Raw genomic sequence first — 17,401 nt, forward strand, 5'->3', positions numbered from 1 at the left:
TAAGCGTTTTATGCTTTGTTAAGGTGTATTTGCTTAGAATGACTAGGCAGCACACACCTCGCCGCGCCTAAAACGCTTAGAGCTAGAACAAAATTTAACCACCAAAGGTTAACAGGCCCTAGGGTTAGATTTCGATGGTGTTGAGGGCAATCGGAGGACACAGCGTGCGACTTTCCAGCAAGGAATTCCACAATGTTTGCCAGTGCTTCAATTGGTCTGCCGGCATAGGGCGGGCAATGAAAAAGCCCTGACCATAATCACAGCCCATGTCACGAAGCGAGTGCCAGACTTCAATGCATTCAATGCCTTCTGCCACTGAAGCGACGCCAATGCGGTTAGCAACCAAGTTACTGGCTTCAACCAAGGCGAAGGCTGTGCGTGAACTTAGCATCGGTAGCACCAGATTAAGGCCGATTTTCAGGGAGTCCAGTGGCAGGAATTCGACTTGTTGCAACGTGCTGTAGCCTGAGCCGAAATCGTCAATCGCGATACGGAATCCATTGAGAAGTAAGCGGGAAGCGGCTTCCTGTAGCTGAGCGATCTGCGAGAAGTTTTCTGGCTCGTGAAGCTCGAAGTAAATCAACTGATTGAGGTTGGGGTATTGATGGCCCAGCTCAATCACCTCATCCACAAAGTTCAGTTCGATAAGATTGTTCACGGAAACATTGATGCCGACTGGGTGACCATCGAGGTGAGTTTGGTTGGCAATCACGGCGTTGATTACCGAAAAGGTCAGCTCTGATTCCAGGTTCAAATTTGATAACTGGGAAAGAAAAGATATCGGGGTGAGGGTTCCCCGTATCGGATGTTTCATCCGCTGTAATGCTTCGCAGGCTACCCACTCACCGGTATCAAATCGCACGATAGGTTGAAACCAAGTTTCAAACAAATTCGCTTTCCAGGCTTCCAGCACTTCGTCGTCAGTAAGGGGAAGCAAATCCTGCGGATAATCGGTGTCGTGCTCCATCGCCAGTGTCAGATAATACTTCAGCAGGGGGATAGAAGCAGGTTTTGGTAATACCCCGAGAACGTTTAGGCTCATGTGCTCACACATGCTTTTGACGGTATCCATCACCTTCTGAGAGGCAGCACTGGTGATCACAATGCATCCCATAAAACCGCGTTCGGCGGCATTGCTCAACAACTTGATGCCATCCATGTCTGGCAATTCCAGATCACAGAACACCAAATCCGGCTTACCGTGTAGGATTTTCTCAAGCGCAGCACTGCCGGATTCTGCAAAAAACAGCGAGTCGTCACCTGATATGAGTTGCATTAACTGCCCGGCAATCACATCTCGTTGGAAGGGATGGTCTTCCACTAGCAAGATATTCATGGCGTTCCCCTAAAGCGCACATGTCGGCATCAAAGTGTGATGCGAAAATTGTTGTGATAGAACAGCTTGCTTCCAGTATGGTCGCTATTTTTCCGAGCGTCGACAGAACGTTATGCGGTTAAGGGGAGTGGAGGCGTTTTTTGATCAGGCATAAAAAAACACCTCCCGGAGGAGGTGCTTTTCAATTCAATGAATACTCAGATTACAGAGATTCAGTGAAAGTACGTGCGATAACGTCTTTCTGCTGCTCAGCAGTCAGAGAGTTAAAGCGAACTGCATAACCCGATACACGGATAGTCAGCTGCGGGTACTTCTCTGGGTGCTTAACAGCGTCTTCCAGCGTGTCACGGTTCAGAACGTTAACGTTCAGGTGCTGACCGCCTTCGATGCCAGACTCATGGTGGAAGTAACCATCCATCAGACCAGCAAGATTAGCTTTCTGCGTGTCACCGTCTTTACCCAGTGCGTTAGGCACGATAGAGAAAGTGTAAGAGATACCGTCTTTCGCGTGAGCGAATGGCAGTTTACCTACAGAAGTCAGAGAGGCTACTGCACCTTTCTCGTCACGACCGTGCATTGGGTTTGCACCCGGTGCGAATGGCGCGCCTGCACGACGACCGTCTGGCGTGTTACCTGTCTTCTTACCGTACACAACGTTTGAAGTGATGGTCAGGATAGACTGAGTAGGTACTGCATCGCGGTAAGTTTTCAGCTTACGAATCTTGTTCATAAACTTCTCAACCATTTCACATGCGATGTCATCAACGCGTGAATCGTTGTTACCGAACTTCGGATAGTCGCCTTCGATTTCGAAGTCGATAGCGATGCCATCTTCGTCACGAACTGGTTTCACTTTCGCATACTTGATAGCAGACAGTGAGTCAGCTGCTACAGACAGACCAGCGATACCACAAGCCATAGTACGGTAAACGTCACGGTCCATCAGAGCCATCAGAGACGCTTCGTAGCTGTACTTGTCGTGTGAGTAGTGGATAGCGTTCAGCGCAGTGACGTACTGCTTCGCCAGCCAATCCATGAAGCTGTCCAGACCGTTCCAAACTTTGTCGAAGTCCAGAACTTCGTCAGCCATTGGATCTTGCTTAGGACCAACCTGCATCTTCAGTTTTTCGTCAACACCGCCGTTGATTACGTACAGCAGAGTTTTCGCCAGGTTCGCACGTGCGCCGAAGAACTGCATGTGTTTACCAACAACCTGTGGAGACACACAACAAGCGATTGCGTAGTCATCGTTGTCGAAGTCTGGACGCATCAGGTCATCGTTTTCGTACTGGATAGAAGAAGTATCGATAGATACTTTCGCACAGAAACGCTTGAAGCCGTCAGGCAGTTGCTCAGACCACAGTACAGTGATGTTTGGCTCTGGGCTTGGACCCATAGTGTACAGGGTGTTCAGGAAGCGGAAGTTAGTACGTGTTACCAGCGTACGACCGTCACAGCCCATACCACCCATAGATTCAGTTGCCCAGATTGGGTCACCAGAGAACAGCTCATCGTACTCAGGGGTACGCAGGAAGCGAACCATACGCAGCTTCATCACGAAGTGGTCGATGATTTCTTGCGCTTCAACTTCAGTGATCTTGCCTTCAGCGATGTCACGCTCAAGGTAAACGTCAAGGAACGTAGAAGTACGACCCAGTGACATTGCAGCACCGTTCTGAGACTTAACAGCAGCCAGGTAACCGAAGTACAGCCACTGAACCGCTTCTTGTGCGTTAGTCGCAGGACCAGAGATGTCGTAGCCGTATTTCGCAGCCATTTCTTTCATCTGGTTCAGAGCACGGTATTGCTCTTGGATTTCTTCACGAAGCTGCATGGTCATTTGCAGATCGTCGCCCGCTTCCAGTTTCTCTTGCAGAGAGTGGAATTGCTTCGCTTTGTCTTTCAGCAGGAAGTCTACACCGTACAGTGCTACGCGACGGTAGTCACCGATGATACGACCACGGCCGTATGCGTCAGGCAGACCAGTCAGAACACCAGACTTACGGCATTTCAGGATATCTGGGGTGTAGATATCGAAAACGCTTTGGTTGTGAGTCTTGCGGTACTCTGAATAAATTTTTGAAACCATTGGGTCCAGTTCACGGCCGTAAGCCTTGCAAGAACCCTCGATCATGCGAACACCGCCGTTTGGCATGATTGCGCGTTTCAGAGGTGCTTCAGTTTGCAGACCAACGATCTTTTCCAGATCTTTGTTGATGTAGCCTGCGTCGTGAGCAGTAATGGTAGAGATTACAGAAGTGTCGAAGTCTACAGGCGCGTGAGTTGAGTTCTCAAGCTTGATGCCTTCCATCACTTTTTCCCAAAGCTTGTTAGTTGCTTCAGTACCTTCAGTGACCAGGAAAGACTCGTCGCCCTCGTAAGGGGTGTAGTTCTTCTGAATGAAGTCACGAACGTTAACTTCGTTCTGCCATTCGCCGTCAGCGAAACCTTCCCATGCTTTAGCAAATTGCTCAGACATGTTGTACCTACCTTTTTAGTAGAAGAAAACAAGTACTTAGCGACTTTGATGTCGCTCCACCGTTGAGCCAGTGGTCGTACACGATCATTAAAAAACTGTAAAAGCAAAAACGGTCTTTCAAAACGCGTTTGATTTTACGCTTTCTAGCCAATTTATGAACAGTAATTTGGGCAGCCAGTTAAGGCTGCCCAAGCCATATTTACATCAGAGCAGGGATGCCGAACTGATCTTCGAGCATACCAACCGCGAGCATAGCAACCAGACAGATAATTAATACTGAACCTGGAATCACGATACGGTCTACGAAAGACAGTTTTTTCGCACGCTCTTTGTCACCAATGAGACCATTGTTGTCGAGCAGCATTGCCAGCGCCCAAGCCAGTACTGGGTTAGCAACCATTGATGCGAAGATACAGATACCTGCTGATTGTGAATCCTTAGTTTCACGAACCATCTGAACACCTGCTTCAAGCAGTGGCAGGAATACACCTACCAGCAGCGCGATACGCATTACCGGTGGCCATACTGCTACGTCCATTGGGAAACCAAGGATAGCGATGAACATCACCAAACAGCCCAGCAGAATCGCACCAGCAGGGATTGGACGCTTCGCAATCGCTGCAGGGATCATGTAAGTACCCCAAGAAGAGGTGATGTTACCGCCACCTACCGCAGTACCAACCATCTGGCGGATAGAACACATAGTCATTGTGTCATCCACGTCCATCAGCACTTTTTCGGTTTTCTTCGGATAGTTCAATTCTTGGAAAATACGGTGGCCCAGGAAGTCTGGAGACCACATGGCTACTGCCAGAATCGCAAATGGCAAAGAGGCGATGAAGTGCTGCAGATTTGGCAGACCCAGCATCCAACCTTGCTCAGTGCTACCCCACCAGTAAACAGGGTTCAGGTTAGGCAGACCCATTTCAGTAGTGAAAGTCAGGTCGAAGCCAGCGCCCAGCGCCAGTGCTGCAATCAGACCAGTGAACGCACAGGCAGGGATTGCCAACCAGCGTTTACCGATACGCGCGAGCAGAGCGTAAAGCACCACGTTCACGGCCAGAACTACCAAGCCAACATAACCCATGCTGCCTTTCGCGACGGTTGCAGACTCTAGGCCTTTTGCCCAAGTCTGAATATCAGCGATTTGGCTCATTGCACCGGTGAAACCGAGGAAAATAAGAAGACCGCCGGCGACCCCTTCACTGGTGAGGTTCACCAGTTTCGAGCCACCTTTGAAGTAACTCAGCATCAAGCCGAACATACCCAGCAGCAATGCAAGCGCAAGAGGGTGAGCACCGGCTAGCGCAATGGTACCGATCAGTGGGATCATTGGACCATGGTTACCGGCAAGGTTAGCGCGTGGGTTGATAAAGCCAGAGGCAAGCACACAGAACAGCAGTGCAGGGATAAGCATCTCAACACGTGCTACTTCGATTGCGAACTCTTTGCCCAGATTGATGTGATCCCAAGCTTGGGTCAGGCCATCAGCCCAAGACATCATTACTGCTGAGTACATCGCGATAATGCCGATGGTACCTGCCAATGCGGGAACGAGGTCTTCGAGTTCGAAACGGAAATCACGGCCAGGAAGGTTTAGCTTCCAGCGGCGCGGGTTCATGATTTGAAGTTCGTGGTCCAGGTAATCTGAACGTGTCGCGAACTCTGAGGCAGGTCGGTGCTTAGCTTGATACTCGCTTTGCGCCTTATCGCCGATGTGCTCTGATGGAGCTTGAGTTGACATAAAGTCCTCTTCGTACAAAAGCAAACAGAACTGGTTACGCTCCCCGCAGGTTTTAGCTTTTATTCAGCAATGAATGCGCTGCTGATTGAGGTGAGGCCGGGAGCCAAAATTCGTTACAAACATACTAACAAACCTCTCCTGAGCAAATTTGATCTAAATCATTTTCGTGAAAATAAATTACAGGATTTGAAAGTTATGAGAAACGATAAACGCTATAAATGATAAGGATATTGCCATTTTTGCCGAATTTACTTTGATTTCTGAAATAAAATTACCAAATATGGTGCGGGAGATGTGCCACAGAAATGCACTAAATTGCTGTGAAAATACGTTGACTGTCACTTTTTCCGCACATCGTTCTTGAACAATATAAAGAAGCCTGCGCGGGTTTCCCTCAAGCAGGCTTGTTCGGTACAAAATCGTAAAAAGTTATTACGCAGCGTTGGCTTTTGCTTGTTGGAGTTTCTCGTAGGAGGCCAGAAGTTTCTGATGTGCACCAAATGAGGTTAAATCTGCGCTTTCTAGCTCAAGGCCAAAGAAGCGGATGTCACCGCAGATTGAGCTCCAAACCGCATCGGTGATGCTTTCGCCGTAAACAAACCCAAATGCGCGACGGTACTCTGCAGCGTCTCGCGCTTCATCTTGGGCCAGCTCCAAGCTTGCAATCAGGCAGCGCATAAACATAGTGCGTTCCTGACTGTAGATGGTGGCATTGTATTCCAAACTCCAGGTCGCGAAATCCTGTGCTGTTTCCATGTCACCCATCGCCAGCGCCAGCAAACATTTCAGTTCGCCAATGGTGAGTGACTTCCAAGCGGTACCGGCATCAGGCAGCACGCCCATCAGTTCACACACCATGTAGCTGTCATCAAAGTCCGACATTTCCAGCACATCAAACAGTGACTCGACGGATTCGTCGCTGAAACCTGTAGCAAGCAGCATGGACATTGCTTCACGCAGATCGGTACCGCGGTTGTTATTGCAAAGTTGCACTTCCTCAGGCGGGTAGATCTCAGACCAACCCGGCACAATCACCCGGCAACAGTTCACGCCAAGGTGGCTGTAATCGGCAATATACGCATCCGCATCTTCTGCATGAAGCTTACCGAGCAGCCATGAGACTTCTTCTTCTGAAGTGCCTTCGAAGTTCCACTCAGTGAATTCGTAATCCGGTGTGGACTTGAACATGTCCCAAGAGACTGTGCCTGATGAGTCGATAAAGTGAGTTTCGAGATTGTGGTGGTCTGCCACATCTTCATCATGGAAGGATGGTGCTTCGAAAACGTCCAGATCTTTCAGGCTGCGGCCTTGCAGAAGTTCGGTCACAGTGCGCTCGAAAGCGACCTGAAAACGCGGGTGTGCACCCCAAGAGGTAAAACAGGTGCCATTGTTGGGGTTAAACAGGGTGACACATACCACCGGATACTGACCACCCATGGAGGCGTCATAAACCGCAATCGGGAAGCCTTCTGCCTGCATGGCTTCAATAGAAGCCTGAATAGTTGGGAAACGGGCAATCACCTCAGCTGGTATTTCCGGCATGCTGATGCGCTCAGCAATGATGCGGTTTTTAATGGCACGCTCAAACACTTCTGACAGCGCCTGACTGCGCGCTTCGGTTACTGTGTTACCTGCTGACATACCGTTAGAGACATAGAGGTTGCCGACAATGTTCATTGGCACGTAAACGGTCTGCTGATCTTTCTGGCGGATAAACGGCAGCGCACAGATCCCGCGCTCTTCGTTACCGGATTGAAGATCAACCAGATCGCTCGCCATTAGGGTCTCTTCCTGATCGTAAAATGTACGCATGTTTTCATCGAGCAAGCCCTCTGGCAGCATGTCGTCATCAGTGAGAGGAAACCATTTTTCGTTAGGGTAATGAACGAAAGGTGCTTGTGCGATCTCTTCACCCAGATAGAAATCGGCGTAGAAATAGTTGCAGGAAAGACGCTCGAAATACTCCCCGAGCGCGGAAGCCAAAGCGGCTTTCTTACTGGCACCTTTTCCGTTGGTAAAGTTCATTGGCGCATCCACATCGCGAATGTGAACAGACCACACATTCGGCACAGGATTGAGCCAGGAAACAGGTTCAACGTTAAAACCGGCCGCTGTCAGTTTTGCTTCAAAGTTGTTGATGGACTCTTCGAGCGCAGCGTCTTTACCAGGGATATAGGTTTTCATGGGATTCTCAGTATTTATAAGAAGGCGCGGAGTATATAGAGCCCGCTAGTAAGACGCCACGGAAGATATGTTGCGTCCCTGCAAAAAATAGACGTTTTTATACGCGAAGAGTGTCTAATCTACGTTATATTCGAGATATCAAATCGTTATTGGCTGAGGGATATGAAACTTTTTGGTGTTGGCGTATTGCTGTTGTGTGCAAGTTTACCGGCGTTTGCCAGTGATCCGGATTTTGCCCGTCACCTGAATCGTATCGAAACCCTGCTATCGAATGATGAGGTCGATAAAGCGGCCGATCTGGCGAAAGCGATTGTTGCGGATAACGAAGAACAGAATGCCTTACATCAGCGGTTGCTCGGTTACATTTATCTCAATGAAGGTGACTACAACCGTGCGTATCTTGCCTACACCAAAGCGCTGGAATACCGAAAGTTACCAGAAAGTTTGAGACAGGATGTGCTGGGCGCGTTAGTGTCCCTTTCTATGAAGCGTGGCCGTCCGGAAGTCGCCATTCAATACGGTAAAACCTATCTGGCAGAGTTTCCTACCTTCCAGCCGGTTGAGCACCTTTATACCCGTGCGCTGTTCAGCGAAAAGAGATATGCAGAAGCGTTGAAACAGGCTAACGCCATTATTGCCCGTTACGCCGATGTGCCGGAATTTATATGGCAGATCAAACTGCTGAGTGAAGAACAGCTTCAGCAGCACCGGGCGCTGATTAATACCACCCGCGTGATTCAAGATAAATTTGGTCATGACATTCGCTGGCAACGCAAGAAAGCCTCCGCCTATGCGGCATTGGGTGAAGTGCGTGCTGCGCTGAGAACTTTACGGGAAGAAGCCAAAGCCGGAGCCACGCTGACCGAGGCGGATTACCTTAACATGTCCCAATACGCGAGTATGCTAGGAGATACCGATCAAGCGAAGCGATTGCTCAATCAAGGTATCAGCTCAGAAGCTGTGACCGTGAACCGTGATGTGCTGAAACGTAAACTCCAATATCACATGCAGTCGATGGAGTGGATGGAAGCATGGGAAGTGGTGTCTTTGCTGAATAGAGAGCCTGAACTTTCTCTGGTGAAAGTGCAGGTTAAAATAGCATCCCAACTGCAACGTTGGCAGGAAGCCGCCAATCTGGCGCAGCAGGCCATCGACATGGGGGGCAGCCGGGATGCCTTTTTATGGGAGATCTTGGGCTTTAGCGCAATGAAAACTAACCAGCTTGAGCTGGCGCGCTCAGCTTACGAAAGACTAAAGATGCTAGACCCTGACAGTGATGCAGACGTGTGGCTCAAAACGTTGGAGTTGATGGGCAAGGAATAGCGCGAATGCCCCGAATAAAAGACAACCCAAGCATCAGCTTGGGTTGTCTTTTATTGGTTATTGTTGGATGACTCTTCAACCGGTTCCAATTCGAGCAATTGAATCAACCTTGGCCTTTCTGTGTACCAAATTGGCGGCACATTCGGCGTCCCGTCTTCATGCCTTCTCCAGCCTTTGTAACGTGTGGTGGTGAATTCCACCGTTTCCAACTTGTAATAAAGCGGCACAGTCACCTGATTTTCAGAAACGCGCAGATGAAGCTGGCTGACAATATCGCGCTGTTTCTGCTGATCAGTTTGAAGCAGAAAGTCATCCAACAGGTCATCCACTTTTTCGTCTTTGAAATAGTGCTGGGCAAAACGTGGCGAAGTAGGGGTTTGATAGGCACTGTTAAAGGCAGAATTGAAATACCTGAAAGGCGTTAGGCCGGTAAAGTAGTTGGTGATGCTGAGATCGTAACTGGCATTCGCCATGCGGGCTTCATATTCAGGAAACGGTAAAACTTCTGTTTTTACACGCAGGCCGACAGCCGCGAACATCTCCGCAGCCACATTAGAAGCAGAGATGAAGTCGCTCCAACCATTCGGTGCGATGATCCGCAGAGTCAGTGGCTCTCCAGACGGTAATTCCCGGAATCTGTCGCCGTCGATATCGACCAATCCCAACTCGTCAAGCAGGCGTGAAGCGGCTTTGGGATGAAAGCGAATGTAGTAAAGATGCTGCTCTGCGGCCGAATTCGGTATCCAGTCCTCAAATGTCGATGCCATACCACTGGCAAATACCGCTTTTTCACCCTGCCCAAAAACCGCAACACTGATCAAAAGATCCCGTGCAAGGCTCATCGACATCGCACGGCGAAAACGCACGTCTTGAATAACTTTGCGTAATTCTTCGTTGGGATGTTTGAAGTTAAACATCAAGCTGACGATGGTTGAGGGCTTATGGTGGTAATGGTAATCACGCGAATAGGAGGCGTAGTTACGCTCAATATCTGGAATAAACGCACTCGCCCAGTCAAATTCACCGTTGCTCAGACGGCTGATGAGCTCATCATTACTTTTGACTTGTGGGTAGCGAATGCAATCGACCTTGAGTTTGTCTTGTTGCCAGTAGTTGGGGTTACGGCACTGAACGATGTTATTGCTGCTAAAGGCTTTTATATCGGTAAAAGGGCCAGTGCCGACAGGATGGGCATTAAGGAAAAAACGCTTGTCAGAAATGTCCTGCCATTGATGCATGGGAACAATAATGGCTTCCTGTAAACGATGCGCTATCTGTGCGTTTGGATGGCTTAACGAGACGTATACCTCATTTTCGCCACGTTTTTCGATACGCTCCATCCAGTACCCGAGTGAATTGTAATCCAGTTCGGGTTCGTCTTTTAGCAGTGAAAGACTATAGACCACATCGTCTGCCGAAAAGGGGGTACCGTCAGACCATTTAATGTCATCTCGCAGCGAGAGCAGAATGCCTTTCAGGTCGGGGGATAGGGTGTAACTTTTGGCTAGACGGAAATGTGCGACGCCCTCCTCAAAAACCATCAGGGGTTCGAAGATGAAGTCTCTCGTCGTCGCCAGTGTATCGGCGCGGAAAGGGTTGTAGTTTCTGACAAAGCCGTTCGACAGCTCGGGAATAATTGTAAGTGTATTGGTCGTGGCTGAGCTGGCGAAAGAGACGAGCGCGAAACACAGGGTCAGCAAGCGTGGCAACATAGCTCTCTCGATATTGATCTACAAGCAAATTTTCATCGAAATACACCCTACACTAACCACTCAAAACCATCAATCAATTCAAACTCTTGATAAAGCACTCATTCTGTTTAATTATGCATTGAAAATGACTTATTTTTTATTCACTTAAAGGTTAACAAATTGTTGCTGTTGAAACTGATGGATGTTATTTTCAGATAAACGAGCCTCAGTAGTGAAATGTGTTGTGGCACGGCAGAAAATGACAATTTACGCCATAGTTACACTGAACTCGTACCACCAAGCCACATAAAAAAGAGTGCCTAAGCAGTCTTCATACCAAGACCAGGTGCTCGTATTAGCTCGGCGTGCAAACAGAAAGACAGGAGTCAAGCGCATGACGGAAGCAGTAGCGCTACAAGTCAAAGACCTTCACAAGACCTTTGGTCAACACGAAGTATTAAAAGGGATTTCACTGGACGCACACCGTGGCGATGTCATCTCTATCATCGGATCATCCGGTTCAGGTAAAAGTACCTTCCTTCGCTGCATCAACTTGCTGGAAACCCCAACCGCAGGTGAAATCTGGGTAAACGGCGAACTTATCGAAATGAAAAACGGTCGCCATGGCGAAGCCGTACCCGTTAGCGAAAAACAAGTTCAACGCATTCGTTCCCGTCTGGCGATGGTATTCCAGGGCTTCAACCTGTGGTCTCACATGACAGTACTGGAAAACGTGATTGAAGCACCTATCCATGTTCTGGGCGTACCAAAAGCAGAAGCGTTGGAACGCGCAGAAGCGTTCCTGCAGCGTGTAGGCTTGTGGGAACGTCGTGATTACTACCCAGGACACCTTTCCGGTGGTCAGCAGCAGCGCGCTGCGATTGCCCGAGCGCTTGCGGTCGAGCCTGAAGTGCTGTTGTTCGATGAACCTACCTCAGCCCTTGACCCAGAATTGGTGGGTGAAGTGCTCAACGTCATGAAAATCCTGGCCGAAGAAGGTCGTACCATGCTGGTCGTGACCCACGAAATGGCCTTCGCACGTGACGTTTCCAACCATGTGATGTTCTTACATCAAGGATTAGTGGAAGAGCAGGGCGACCCAGCTAAGCTATTTACTAATCCTGAATCGGAGCGATTACAGCAATTTATCTCTTCGATTTACTGATAGTTCTGAAATAAGAAAGCCCCGACGCGGTAAACGCATACGGCAGATGGCAAAGGAGTATCGCCATCTGAACAATATATCCATAAGGAGACAGAAAGATGAAAAAATGGTTAGTTGCTGCTGCAGTGACAGCTGCACTGGGCGCGACAGCTGTTCAGGCAAAAGATTGGACAGACGTTCGCATCGCTGTAGATGTACCTTATGAACCATTCGAATACAAAGCACCAGACGGCACCCTGACTGGTTTCGAAGTGGATCTGGGTAACGCTGTATGTGAAAACGCGAAACTGAACTGTAGCTGGGTTATCCAAGCATGGGATGGCATCATTCCAGGTCTGCAAGCGCGTAAATACGACGTGATCTTCTCATCAATGTCGATCACTGAAGAGCGTGCCAAACAGGTACTGTTCTCAGAACCATACTACAACACGCCAAGTGGCTATTTTGCTGCCAAAGATTCAGGTATTAACCCTGCTGATATCGAAACGCTTAAAGGCAAGCGCATCGGTGTTCAGCGCGGCACTATCCAGGATAGCCACGCCACAGACACCTTCGGCAAAATTGCTGATGTGAAGCGCTACACCACGGGTGATGATCTGGTACTGGATCTACAAGGTGGTCGTCTGGATATCGTTCTGATTGACTTCCCAGTGGGTGAAGCATCAATTCTGGGCGGTAAAGATGGCGGCAACTTTGAAGCAGTCGGTGACACCCTGCAACTGGGTGGTGGTGTAGGTGCTGCGTTCCGTAAGCGTGACAAAGACCTGGCAGCGATCTTCAACAAGTCTCTGTCTCAGGTGAAAGCGAACGGTACGTATGACGAGATTCGTAAGAAGTATTTCGCGTACGACATCAAAATGTAATCCTGCTTCTTAGTTGAAGCGATAGCTGCGTTGCTTGCGCGCGCTCACCCCAATCACATAGGAAATCTATGCTCATGGGGTTCACGTGCTCGGCGCCTTGCTCTAAGCTCCAACTACGTTGCAGATTGGATTGCTGGGCATAGATGGTACTGCCTTGATACAGCACCATCTATTTACAGCAATCCGTAGTTTGAAAGACAACATTAATGTCGTTCCAACTACTTTACAGGAACTCTGCTAGGCCTATATGGCAATACATGACAGATTCATCAGCCTTCTGATTTAGTGGGCTGATAAGCTCTAGGGGGAGCGGGATTCGCTCCCTTTTGACTGATAAGCGAAAACTGAATACAAGATCCATAAAGCGGTAGTTTCGCTATCGGTTTATTCGTGCAGGAGGAAAGGATGTTAGATCTGCATGGTTATGGCCCTTCCATTTTCATGGGCGCAATATTGACCGTCGAATTGGCGGTGCTTTCTGCTGTGATTGCAGTGTTACTGGGATTGGTAACTGCAATGGCCCGTCTTTCAAAGAACCGTTTTGCCCGAGGGACAGCAACGGTTTATTCCACTGTGGTCCGGGGTGTGCCCGATCTGGTGTTGATGCTGCTGATCTTCTTCGGCGCACAAATCATGATGAACAACTTCTCTGACTGGCTCTACGAAAAGTATGACATCGATATGTTCATCAACATCGATGAGTTTACAGCCGGTGTTTCTACGATTGGCTTTATCTTCGGTGCCTACATGGCTGAAACCTTCCGCGGTGCATTTCTGGCGGTCGACCGTGGCCAGTTGGAAGCAGGCACAGCGTATGGCATGAGCCCTTGGATGATCTTCCGTCGCATTATGTTCCCGCAAATGATGCGTCATGCGTTGCCTGGTATTGGTAACAACTGGCTGGTGTTGGTGAAGACGACGGCGCTGGTGTCAGTCATTGGTCTGGCGGATATGACGCGCCTTGCCAAAGAAGCGGCAGGTGCGGTGAACGAACCGTTCAAATTCTTTATTCCGGTAGCATTGGTCTACCTGCTGATCACCTCCATCTCTGAGCTTGGACTCAAGCGCTTGGAGCGTAAGTTCAGTGCCGGTGTAGTAAGAGGCTAAGGAGACACGGAATGTTAGAATCAATTTATGCTTACCTCGACCAAAACGAGATTTTCACCTCTACCACCATTCTCCACTACTGGAGTGGTTTGACGGTCACTGTGCAACTAGTGTTCCTGTCGCTGGTGCTGGGTCTTATCCTGTCCGTACCATTGGCGGTTGCGAGAACCTCAAAGAACCCTTGGATTAACCGTCCAGTTTGGATTTACGTTTACATCTTCCGTGGCACGCCGCTGCTTATCCAGCTTTACCTGATTTATTACGGTGTGGCGACCATTGAAGGCATTCAACAAAGTATGTTCTGGGCAGTTGTCGAAGATGCTTTCTATCCATGTCTGTTTGCTTTTGTGTTGAACACGGCCGCATACACAACGGAAATCCTCCGTGGTGCGATGGTGGCAACACCTGCAGGTGAAATCGAAGCAGGCAAGGCTTACGGCATGTCGCGCTTTACGATTCTGCGCCGCATCATCTTGCCATCTTCATTCCGCCGCGCACTGCCAGCGTACAGCAACGAAGTTATCTTCATGCTGCATGCAAGCTCGATTGCGTCGGTCGTGACCATCATCGACCTTACAGGCGCAGCCAGGGACATCTACGCACGTTTCTACGCGCCATTTGATGCCTTCCTTTTTGTGGCGGCTATCTATCTCTGTCTGACCTTCGCCATTGTTTATGGTTTTAAACGCCTTGAGCATCGCTGGCACAGACATTTGAGACCGTTGGAGTCTTAAGAGCAGGTCCTAGGGAAGAGAAAGGTCCTAGGTCCTGGGAAAAGAAAGGTCCTAGGAAGAGCAGGATACAAAAAACCGCCAGTGAATGGCGGTTTTTCTTTTTGGGCTTTTGCTCTTCCCTATGACCTAGGACCTTCTCTTCCTAGGTCCTGATCTACTTAAATTCCGCCCAGATCGGCGCGTGGTCGGAAGGTTTTTCAATACCTCGGAGTTCGTAATCAATACCCGTATCAATGCAGTCTGCTGCCAGTGAAGGGGTTGCCAGAATCACGTCGATGCGCAGACCGCGGTTGTCGTCAAAGCCACGTGAGCGGTAATCGAACCACGAGAACTTGTCGTCGGCATCAGGGAACTGCTGGCGGAAGGTGTCCACAAAGCCCCAGTTCATCAAGGTCGCCAGCATTTCACGCTCTTCCGGCTGGAACGAACACTTACCGGTTTTCAGCCAGCGCTTACGGTTCACTTCACCAATGCCGATATCCAAATCAATCGGGCTGATGTTGATATCACCCATCACAATCAGTTTCTCGTCATTGCTGTGCGAGGTGTTGAGGTAAGTCATCAAGTCTTGGTAAAACTTGCGCTTGGCAGGGTACTTGGTTTCGTGGGCGATGTTTTCACCTTGCGGGAAGTAGCCATTCAGCACCGTCACTTCACTGCCATCGTCTTTTTTGAAGGTTGCCATGATCATACGGCGCTGCGCATCTTCCTCGTCTGTTGGGAAGCCTTTTTGCACTTTTACTGGCTCTTGTTTGCATAGCATCGCGACACCGTAATGCGCCTTTTGACCATGGAAATAGACTTTGTAGCCCATCGCTTCGACGTCTTCGACAGGAAAAGCTTCATCATGAACCTTGATTTCCTGCAGGCCGATAACGTCCGGTTGATGCTTTTCAATCAGTGCCTGAAGTTGGTGAAGGCGGGCGCGCAATCCATTGATATTAAAAGAAATGACTTTCATGCTGATTTACTTCTCTTTGTCTGAAGTCCATTGAGGTCTGCCCAGTTTATCTGAAATTACTACAGCTCGCAGAACATTAGTGTCTTACTATCGATGCAAGTTCGTCCCATTCGTAAAGCAGCTTCTTTTTATTGCAACTATGCTTGTAAAGAAAAGAATCTTCGGACACTCAAGGTGTTATCGTTTTTTGAGCGAAGGGAGCGCGAACTTATGAATGTGGTTTCATTAATGAAACTTTCAGTGGCTTCACTGACAATAACCTTGGTTGCGGGGTGCAGCGAGTACGGCGATTTCACACAAGAACAAATCTGTCGGGCGAGTTTGGCCGCTATCAAAGGAAAAAGTCCTTCTATCATGATGGTTGATAAAAAGGTCATAGAACCGGAAACGGAAAAGGATGTTTTTCATATATCCTATAAGCGGCCAGATGACGGAAAGAAATGGCATTATCGCTGCAAAATCGACAAGCAACGCGCAGTTTGGGCGCAAGGAAAAGACGGTCGATGGCGTGATCAGGCTCAGGATCCCACGATTCGGTTCAAGATCGAAGGGGAAGATATCCTGATCCACGAAACCTTCCCTGACGGAAGTACCGCTCTGGATATTAGCTTCAGCATCTACATGCTGGGTGGTAAATCCTAACCTCTCCCCCTGATCCCGGCAGCGTCATCGTCGGGGTCATCTTAGTCTTGTTTCAAATATTCGAACGACTCTGACGAAACCCTCCTACCGACATCTCCTTATCCTTTTCATATACTCTTCTCAACAAAACAAGGAGATTGGATATGGGCAAATTAGTGGAAGGTGTTTGGCATGACGTCTGGTATGACACCAAATCATCTGGCGGGAAATTCGTTCGTGAAGACGCAGGATTCCGTTCCTGGGTAACGGCAACCGGTGAAGCGGGGCCAACGGGTGAGAGCGGTTTTAAGGCTGAATCTGGCCGCTATCATTTGTACGTATCGCTCGCGTGTCCATGGGCACACCGCACCCTGATTTTCCGTAAACTGAAAGGCCTTGAAGAACACATTACCGTGTCTGTGGTGAGTCCTGACATGATGGAGAAAGGCTGGCAGTTTGATGAGCCTGAGTCACTTTATGGCTTTAACTACGTGCATCAGCTATACACCAAGGCGAAGTCTGATTACACCGGGCGCGTCACAGTGCCTGTGCTGTGGGATAAGAAAACCGAAACCATTGTCAGCAATGAATCGTCTGAAATCATCCGCATGCTCAACACCGCCTTCAACGGGGTGACAGGTAACACGGAAGATTTCTATCCAGAAGCACTGCGCAGCGTGATTGATGAGTGGAACGATTATGTTTACCCAAACATCAACAACGGCGTGTACCGCTGTGGTTTTGCCACCACGCAAGAAGCTTATGAAGAAGCTTTCGACAATCTTTTTGCTGCATTGGACAAATTGAACGCACATTTGGCGACCAGTCGTTATTTGGCAGGGGATCAAATTACTGAGGCAGACTGGCGCGCCTTTACCACGCTGGTACGTTTTGACCCGGTATACGTGGGGCATTTCAAATGTAACCGCCAGCAGATTGCCCAATATGAGCATATCTTCGGTTATCTGAAAGAGTTATATCAGGTTGCGGGTGTGGCCGAGACGGTCGATATGCCATACATCAAGCGTCACTATTACTACAGCCACGCCAACATCAACCCAACCCGTGTTGTGCCCAAAGGGCCAGTGCAGGATTTGACCACGCCACATGGTCGTGAAAGCGTGTAGTTTGCAGGAAAGCAAAAAGCCAGCTCAATGAGCTGGCTTTTTTAATGATGGTGGTGGGAGAAGGAT

The 17,401-nt window shown here is 49.0% G+C and carries 13 protein-coding genes; 7 read left to right on the forward strand and 6 right to left on the reverse strand.

Going from position 1 to position 17,401, the window contains the following annotated elements; genetic code table 11:
• Window positions 1–124: 124 nt before the first annotated feature.
• From RN22_RS19445 to ycaO, 4 genes are all read right to left on the reverse strand, one after another.
• The gene (locus tag RN22_RS19445; RefSeq protein WP_046306913.1) at window positions 125–1,336 is read right to left on the reverse strand and encodes an EAL domain-containing protein; all 1,212 of its coding nucleotides are present in this window, start codon (window positions 1,334–1,336) and stop codon (window positions 125–127) included.
• A gap of 202 nt (window positions 1,337–1,538) precedes the next feature.
• Window positions 1,539–3,815: a formate C-acetyltransferase gene (gene pflB, locus RN22_RS19450; RefSeq protein ID WP_046306915.1), complete on the reverse strand. Its 2,277-nt coding sequence runs from the start codon at window positions 3,813–3,815 to the stop codon at window positions 1,539–1,541.
• A 199-nt stretch (window positions 3,816–4,014) separates the two neighbouring features.
• On the reverse strand, window positions 4,015–5,559 hold the full coding sequence (locus tag RN22_RS19455; protein ID WP_002541003.1) for a DUF3360 family protein: 1,545 nt from the start codon (window positions 5,557–5,559) through the stop codon (window positions 4,015–4,017).
• A gap of 432 nt (window positions 5,560–5,991) precedes the next feature.
• Window positions 5,992–7,743, reverse strand: coding sequence for a 30S ribosomal protein S12 methylthiotransferase accessory factor YcaO (gene ycaO, locus RN22_RS19460; protein WP_046306917.1), 1,752 nt, complete (start codon window positions 7,741–7,743; stop codon window positions 5,992–5,994).
• A gap of 162 nt (window positions 7,744–7,905) precedes the next feature.
• On the opposite strand from ycaO, the gene RN22_RS19465 reads away from it, so the two are divergent.
• The gene (locus RN22_RS19465) at window positions 7,906–9,066 is read left to right on the forward strand and encodes a lipopolysaccharide assembly protein LapB (protein ID WP_046306919.1); all 1,161 of its coding nucleotides are present in this window, start codon (window positions 7,906–7,908) and stop codon (window positions 9,064–9,066) included.
• 50 nt (window positions 9,067–9,116) lie between these two features.
• On the opposite strand, the gene RN22_RS19470 is transcribed toward RN22_RS19465, so the two are convergent.
• Window positions 9,117–10,778, reverse strand: a complete 1,662-nt coding sequence (locus tag RN22_RS19470; protein ID WP_046306921.1) for an ABC transporter substrate-binding protein — start codon at window positions 10,776–10,778, stop codon at window positions 9,117–9,119.
• Between the two features lie 373 nt (window positions 10,779–11,151).
• Between RN22_RS19470 and RN22_RS19475 the strand changes: the two genes are divergently transcribed.
• From RN22_RS19475 to RN22_RS19490, 4 genes are all read left to right on the forward strand, one after another.
• A complete protein-coding gene (locus RN22_RS19475) occupies window positions 11,152–11,922 on the forward strand; it encodes an ABC transporter ATP-binding protein (protein WP_002541009.1) in 771 nt (256 codons plus the stop codon).
• A gap of 98 nt (window positions 11,923–12,020) precedes the next feature.
• Entirely contained in the window at window positions 12,021–12,785 is a 765-nt protein-coding gene (locus tag RN22_RS19480) for a transporter substrate-binding domain-containing protein (protein WP_046306923.1), read from the forward strand.
• 405 nt (window positions 12,786–13,190) lie between these two features.
• The gene (locus tag RN22_RS19485; RefSeq protein ID WP_046306925.1) at window positions 13,191–13,892 is read left to right on the forward strand and encodes an ABC transporter permease; all 702 of its coding nucleotides are present in this window, start codon (window positions 13,191–13,193) and stop codon (window positions 13,890–13,892) included.
• 11 nt (window positions 13,893–13,903) lie between these two features.
• Window positions 13,904–14,626 carry an ABC transporter permease gene (locus RN22_RS19490; RefSeq protein WP_002541015.1) on the forward strand — a complete coding sequence of 241 codons (723 nt, stop codon included), beginning with the start codon at window positions 13,904–13,906 and terminating at the stop codon, window positions 14,624–14,626.
• A gap of 154 nt (window positions 14,627–14,780) precedes the next feature.
• Here RN22_RS19490 and xthA read toward each other — a convergent pair whose 3' ends face one another.
• Entirely contained in the window at window positions 14,781–15,587 is an 807-nt protein-coding gene (gene xthA / locus RN22_RS19495; protein WP_046306928.1) for an exodeoxyribonuclease III, read from the reverse strand.
• Window positions 15,588–15,797: 210 nt separating this feature from the next.
• Between xthA and RN22_RS19500 the strand changes: the two genes are divergently transcribed.
• Together RN22_RS19500 and RN22_RS19505 are read left to right on the forward strand one after the other, a co-directional pair.
• On the forward strand, window positions 15,798–16,229 hold the full coding sequence (locus RN22_RS19500) for a hypothetical protein (protein ID WP_002541018.1): 432 nt from the start codon (window positions 15,798–15,800) through the stop codon (window positions 16,227–16,229).
• A 143-nt stretch (window positions 16,230–16,372) separates the two neighbouring features.
• On the forward strand, window positions 16,373–17,335 hold the full coding sequence (locus tag RN22_RS19505) for a glutathione S-transferase family protein (RefSeq protein WP_046306929.1): 963 nt from the start codon (window positions 16,373–16,375) through the stop codon (window positions 17,333–17,335).
• The last annotated feature ends 66 nt before the right edge of the window (window positions 17,336–17,401 follow it).

The organism is Grimontia sp. AD028, assembly GCF_000973155.1.
Taxonomy (GTDB): Bacteria; Pseudomonadota; Gammaproteobacteria; order Enterobacterales; family Vibrionaceae; genus Enterovibrio; species Enterovibrio indicus.

Bases quoted from the DNA above. Each gene is read 5' to 3' on its own strand.
- RN22_RS19445 (WP_046306913.1), bottom strand. From the start codon at position 1,336: ATGAATATCTTGCTAGTGGAAGACCATCCCTTCCAACGAGATGTGATT.
- pflB (WP_046306915.1), bottom strand. From the start codon at position 3,815: ATGTCTGAGCAATTTGCTAAAGCATGGGAAGGTTTCGCTGACGGCGAA.
- RN22_RS19455 (WP_002541003.1), bottom strand. From the start codon at position 5,559: ATGTCAACTCAAGCTCCATCAGAGCACATCGGCGATAAGGCGCAAAGC.
- ycaO (WP_046306917.1), bottom strand. From the start codon at position 7,743: ATGAAAACCTATATCCCTGGTAAAGACGCTGCGCTCGAAGAGTCCATC.
- RN22_RS19465 (WP_046306919.1), top strand. From the start codon at position 7,906: ATGAAACTTTTTGGTGTTGGCGTATTGCTGTTGTGTGCAAGTTTACCG.
- RN22_RS19470 (WP_046306921.1), bottom strand. From the start codon at position 10,778: ATGTTGCCACGCTTGCTGACCCTGTGTTTCGCGCTCGTCTCTTTCGCC.
- RN22_RS19475 (WP_002541009.1), top strand. From the start codon at position 11,152: ATGACGGAAGCAGTAGCGCTACAAGTCAAAGACCTTCACAAGACCTTT.
- RN22_RS19480 (WP_046306923.1), top strand. From the start codon at position 12,021: ATGAAAAAATGGTTAGTTGCTGCTGCAGTGACAGCTGCACTGGGCGCG.
- RN22_RS19485 (WP_046306925.1), top strand. From the start codon at position 13,191: ATGTTAGATCTGCATGGTTATGGCCCTTCCATTTTCATGGGCGCAATA.
- RN22_RS19490 (WP_002541015.1), top strand. From the start codon at position 13,904: ATGTTAGAATCAATTTATGCTTACCTCGACCAAAACGAGATTTTCACC.
- xthA (WP_046306928.1), bottom strand. From the start codon at position 15,587: ATGAAAGTCATTTCTTTTAATATCAATGGATTGCGCGCCCGCCTTCAC.
- RN22_RS19500 (WP_002541018.1), top strand. From the start codon at position 15,798: ATGAATGTGGTTTCATTAATGAAACTTTCAGTGGCTTCACTGACAATA.
- RN22_RS19505 (WP_046306929.1), top strand. From the start codon at position 16,373: ATGGGCAAATTAGTGGAAGGTGTTTGGCATGACGTCTGGTATGACACC.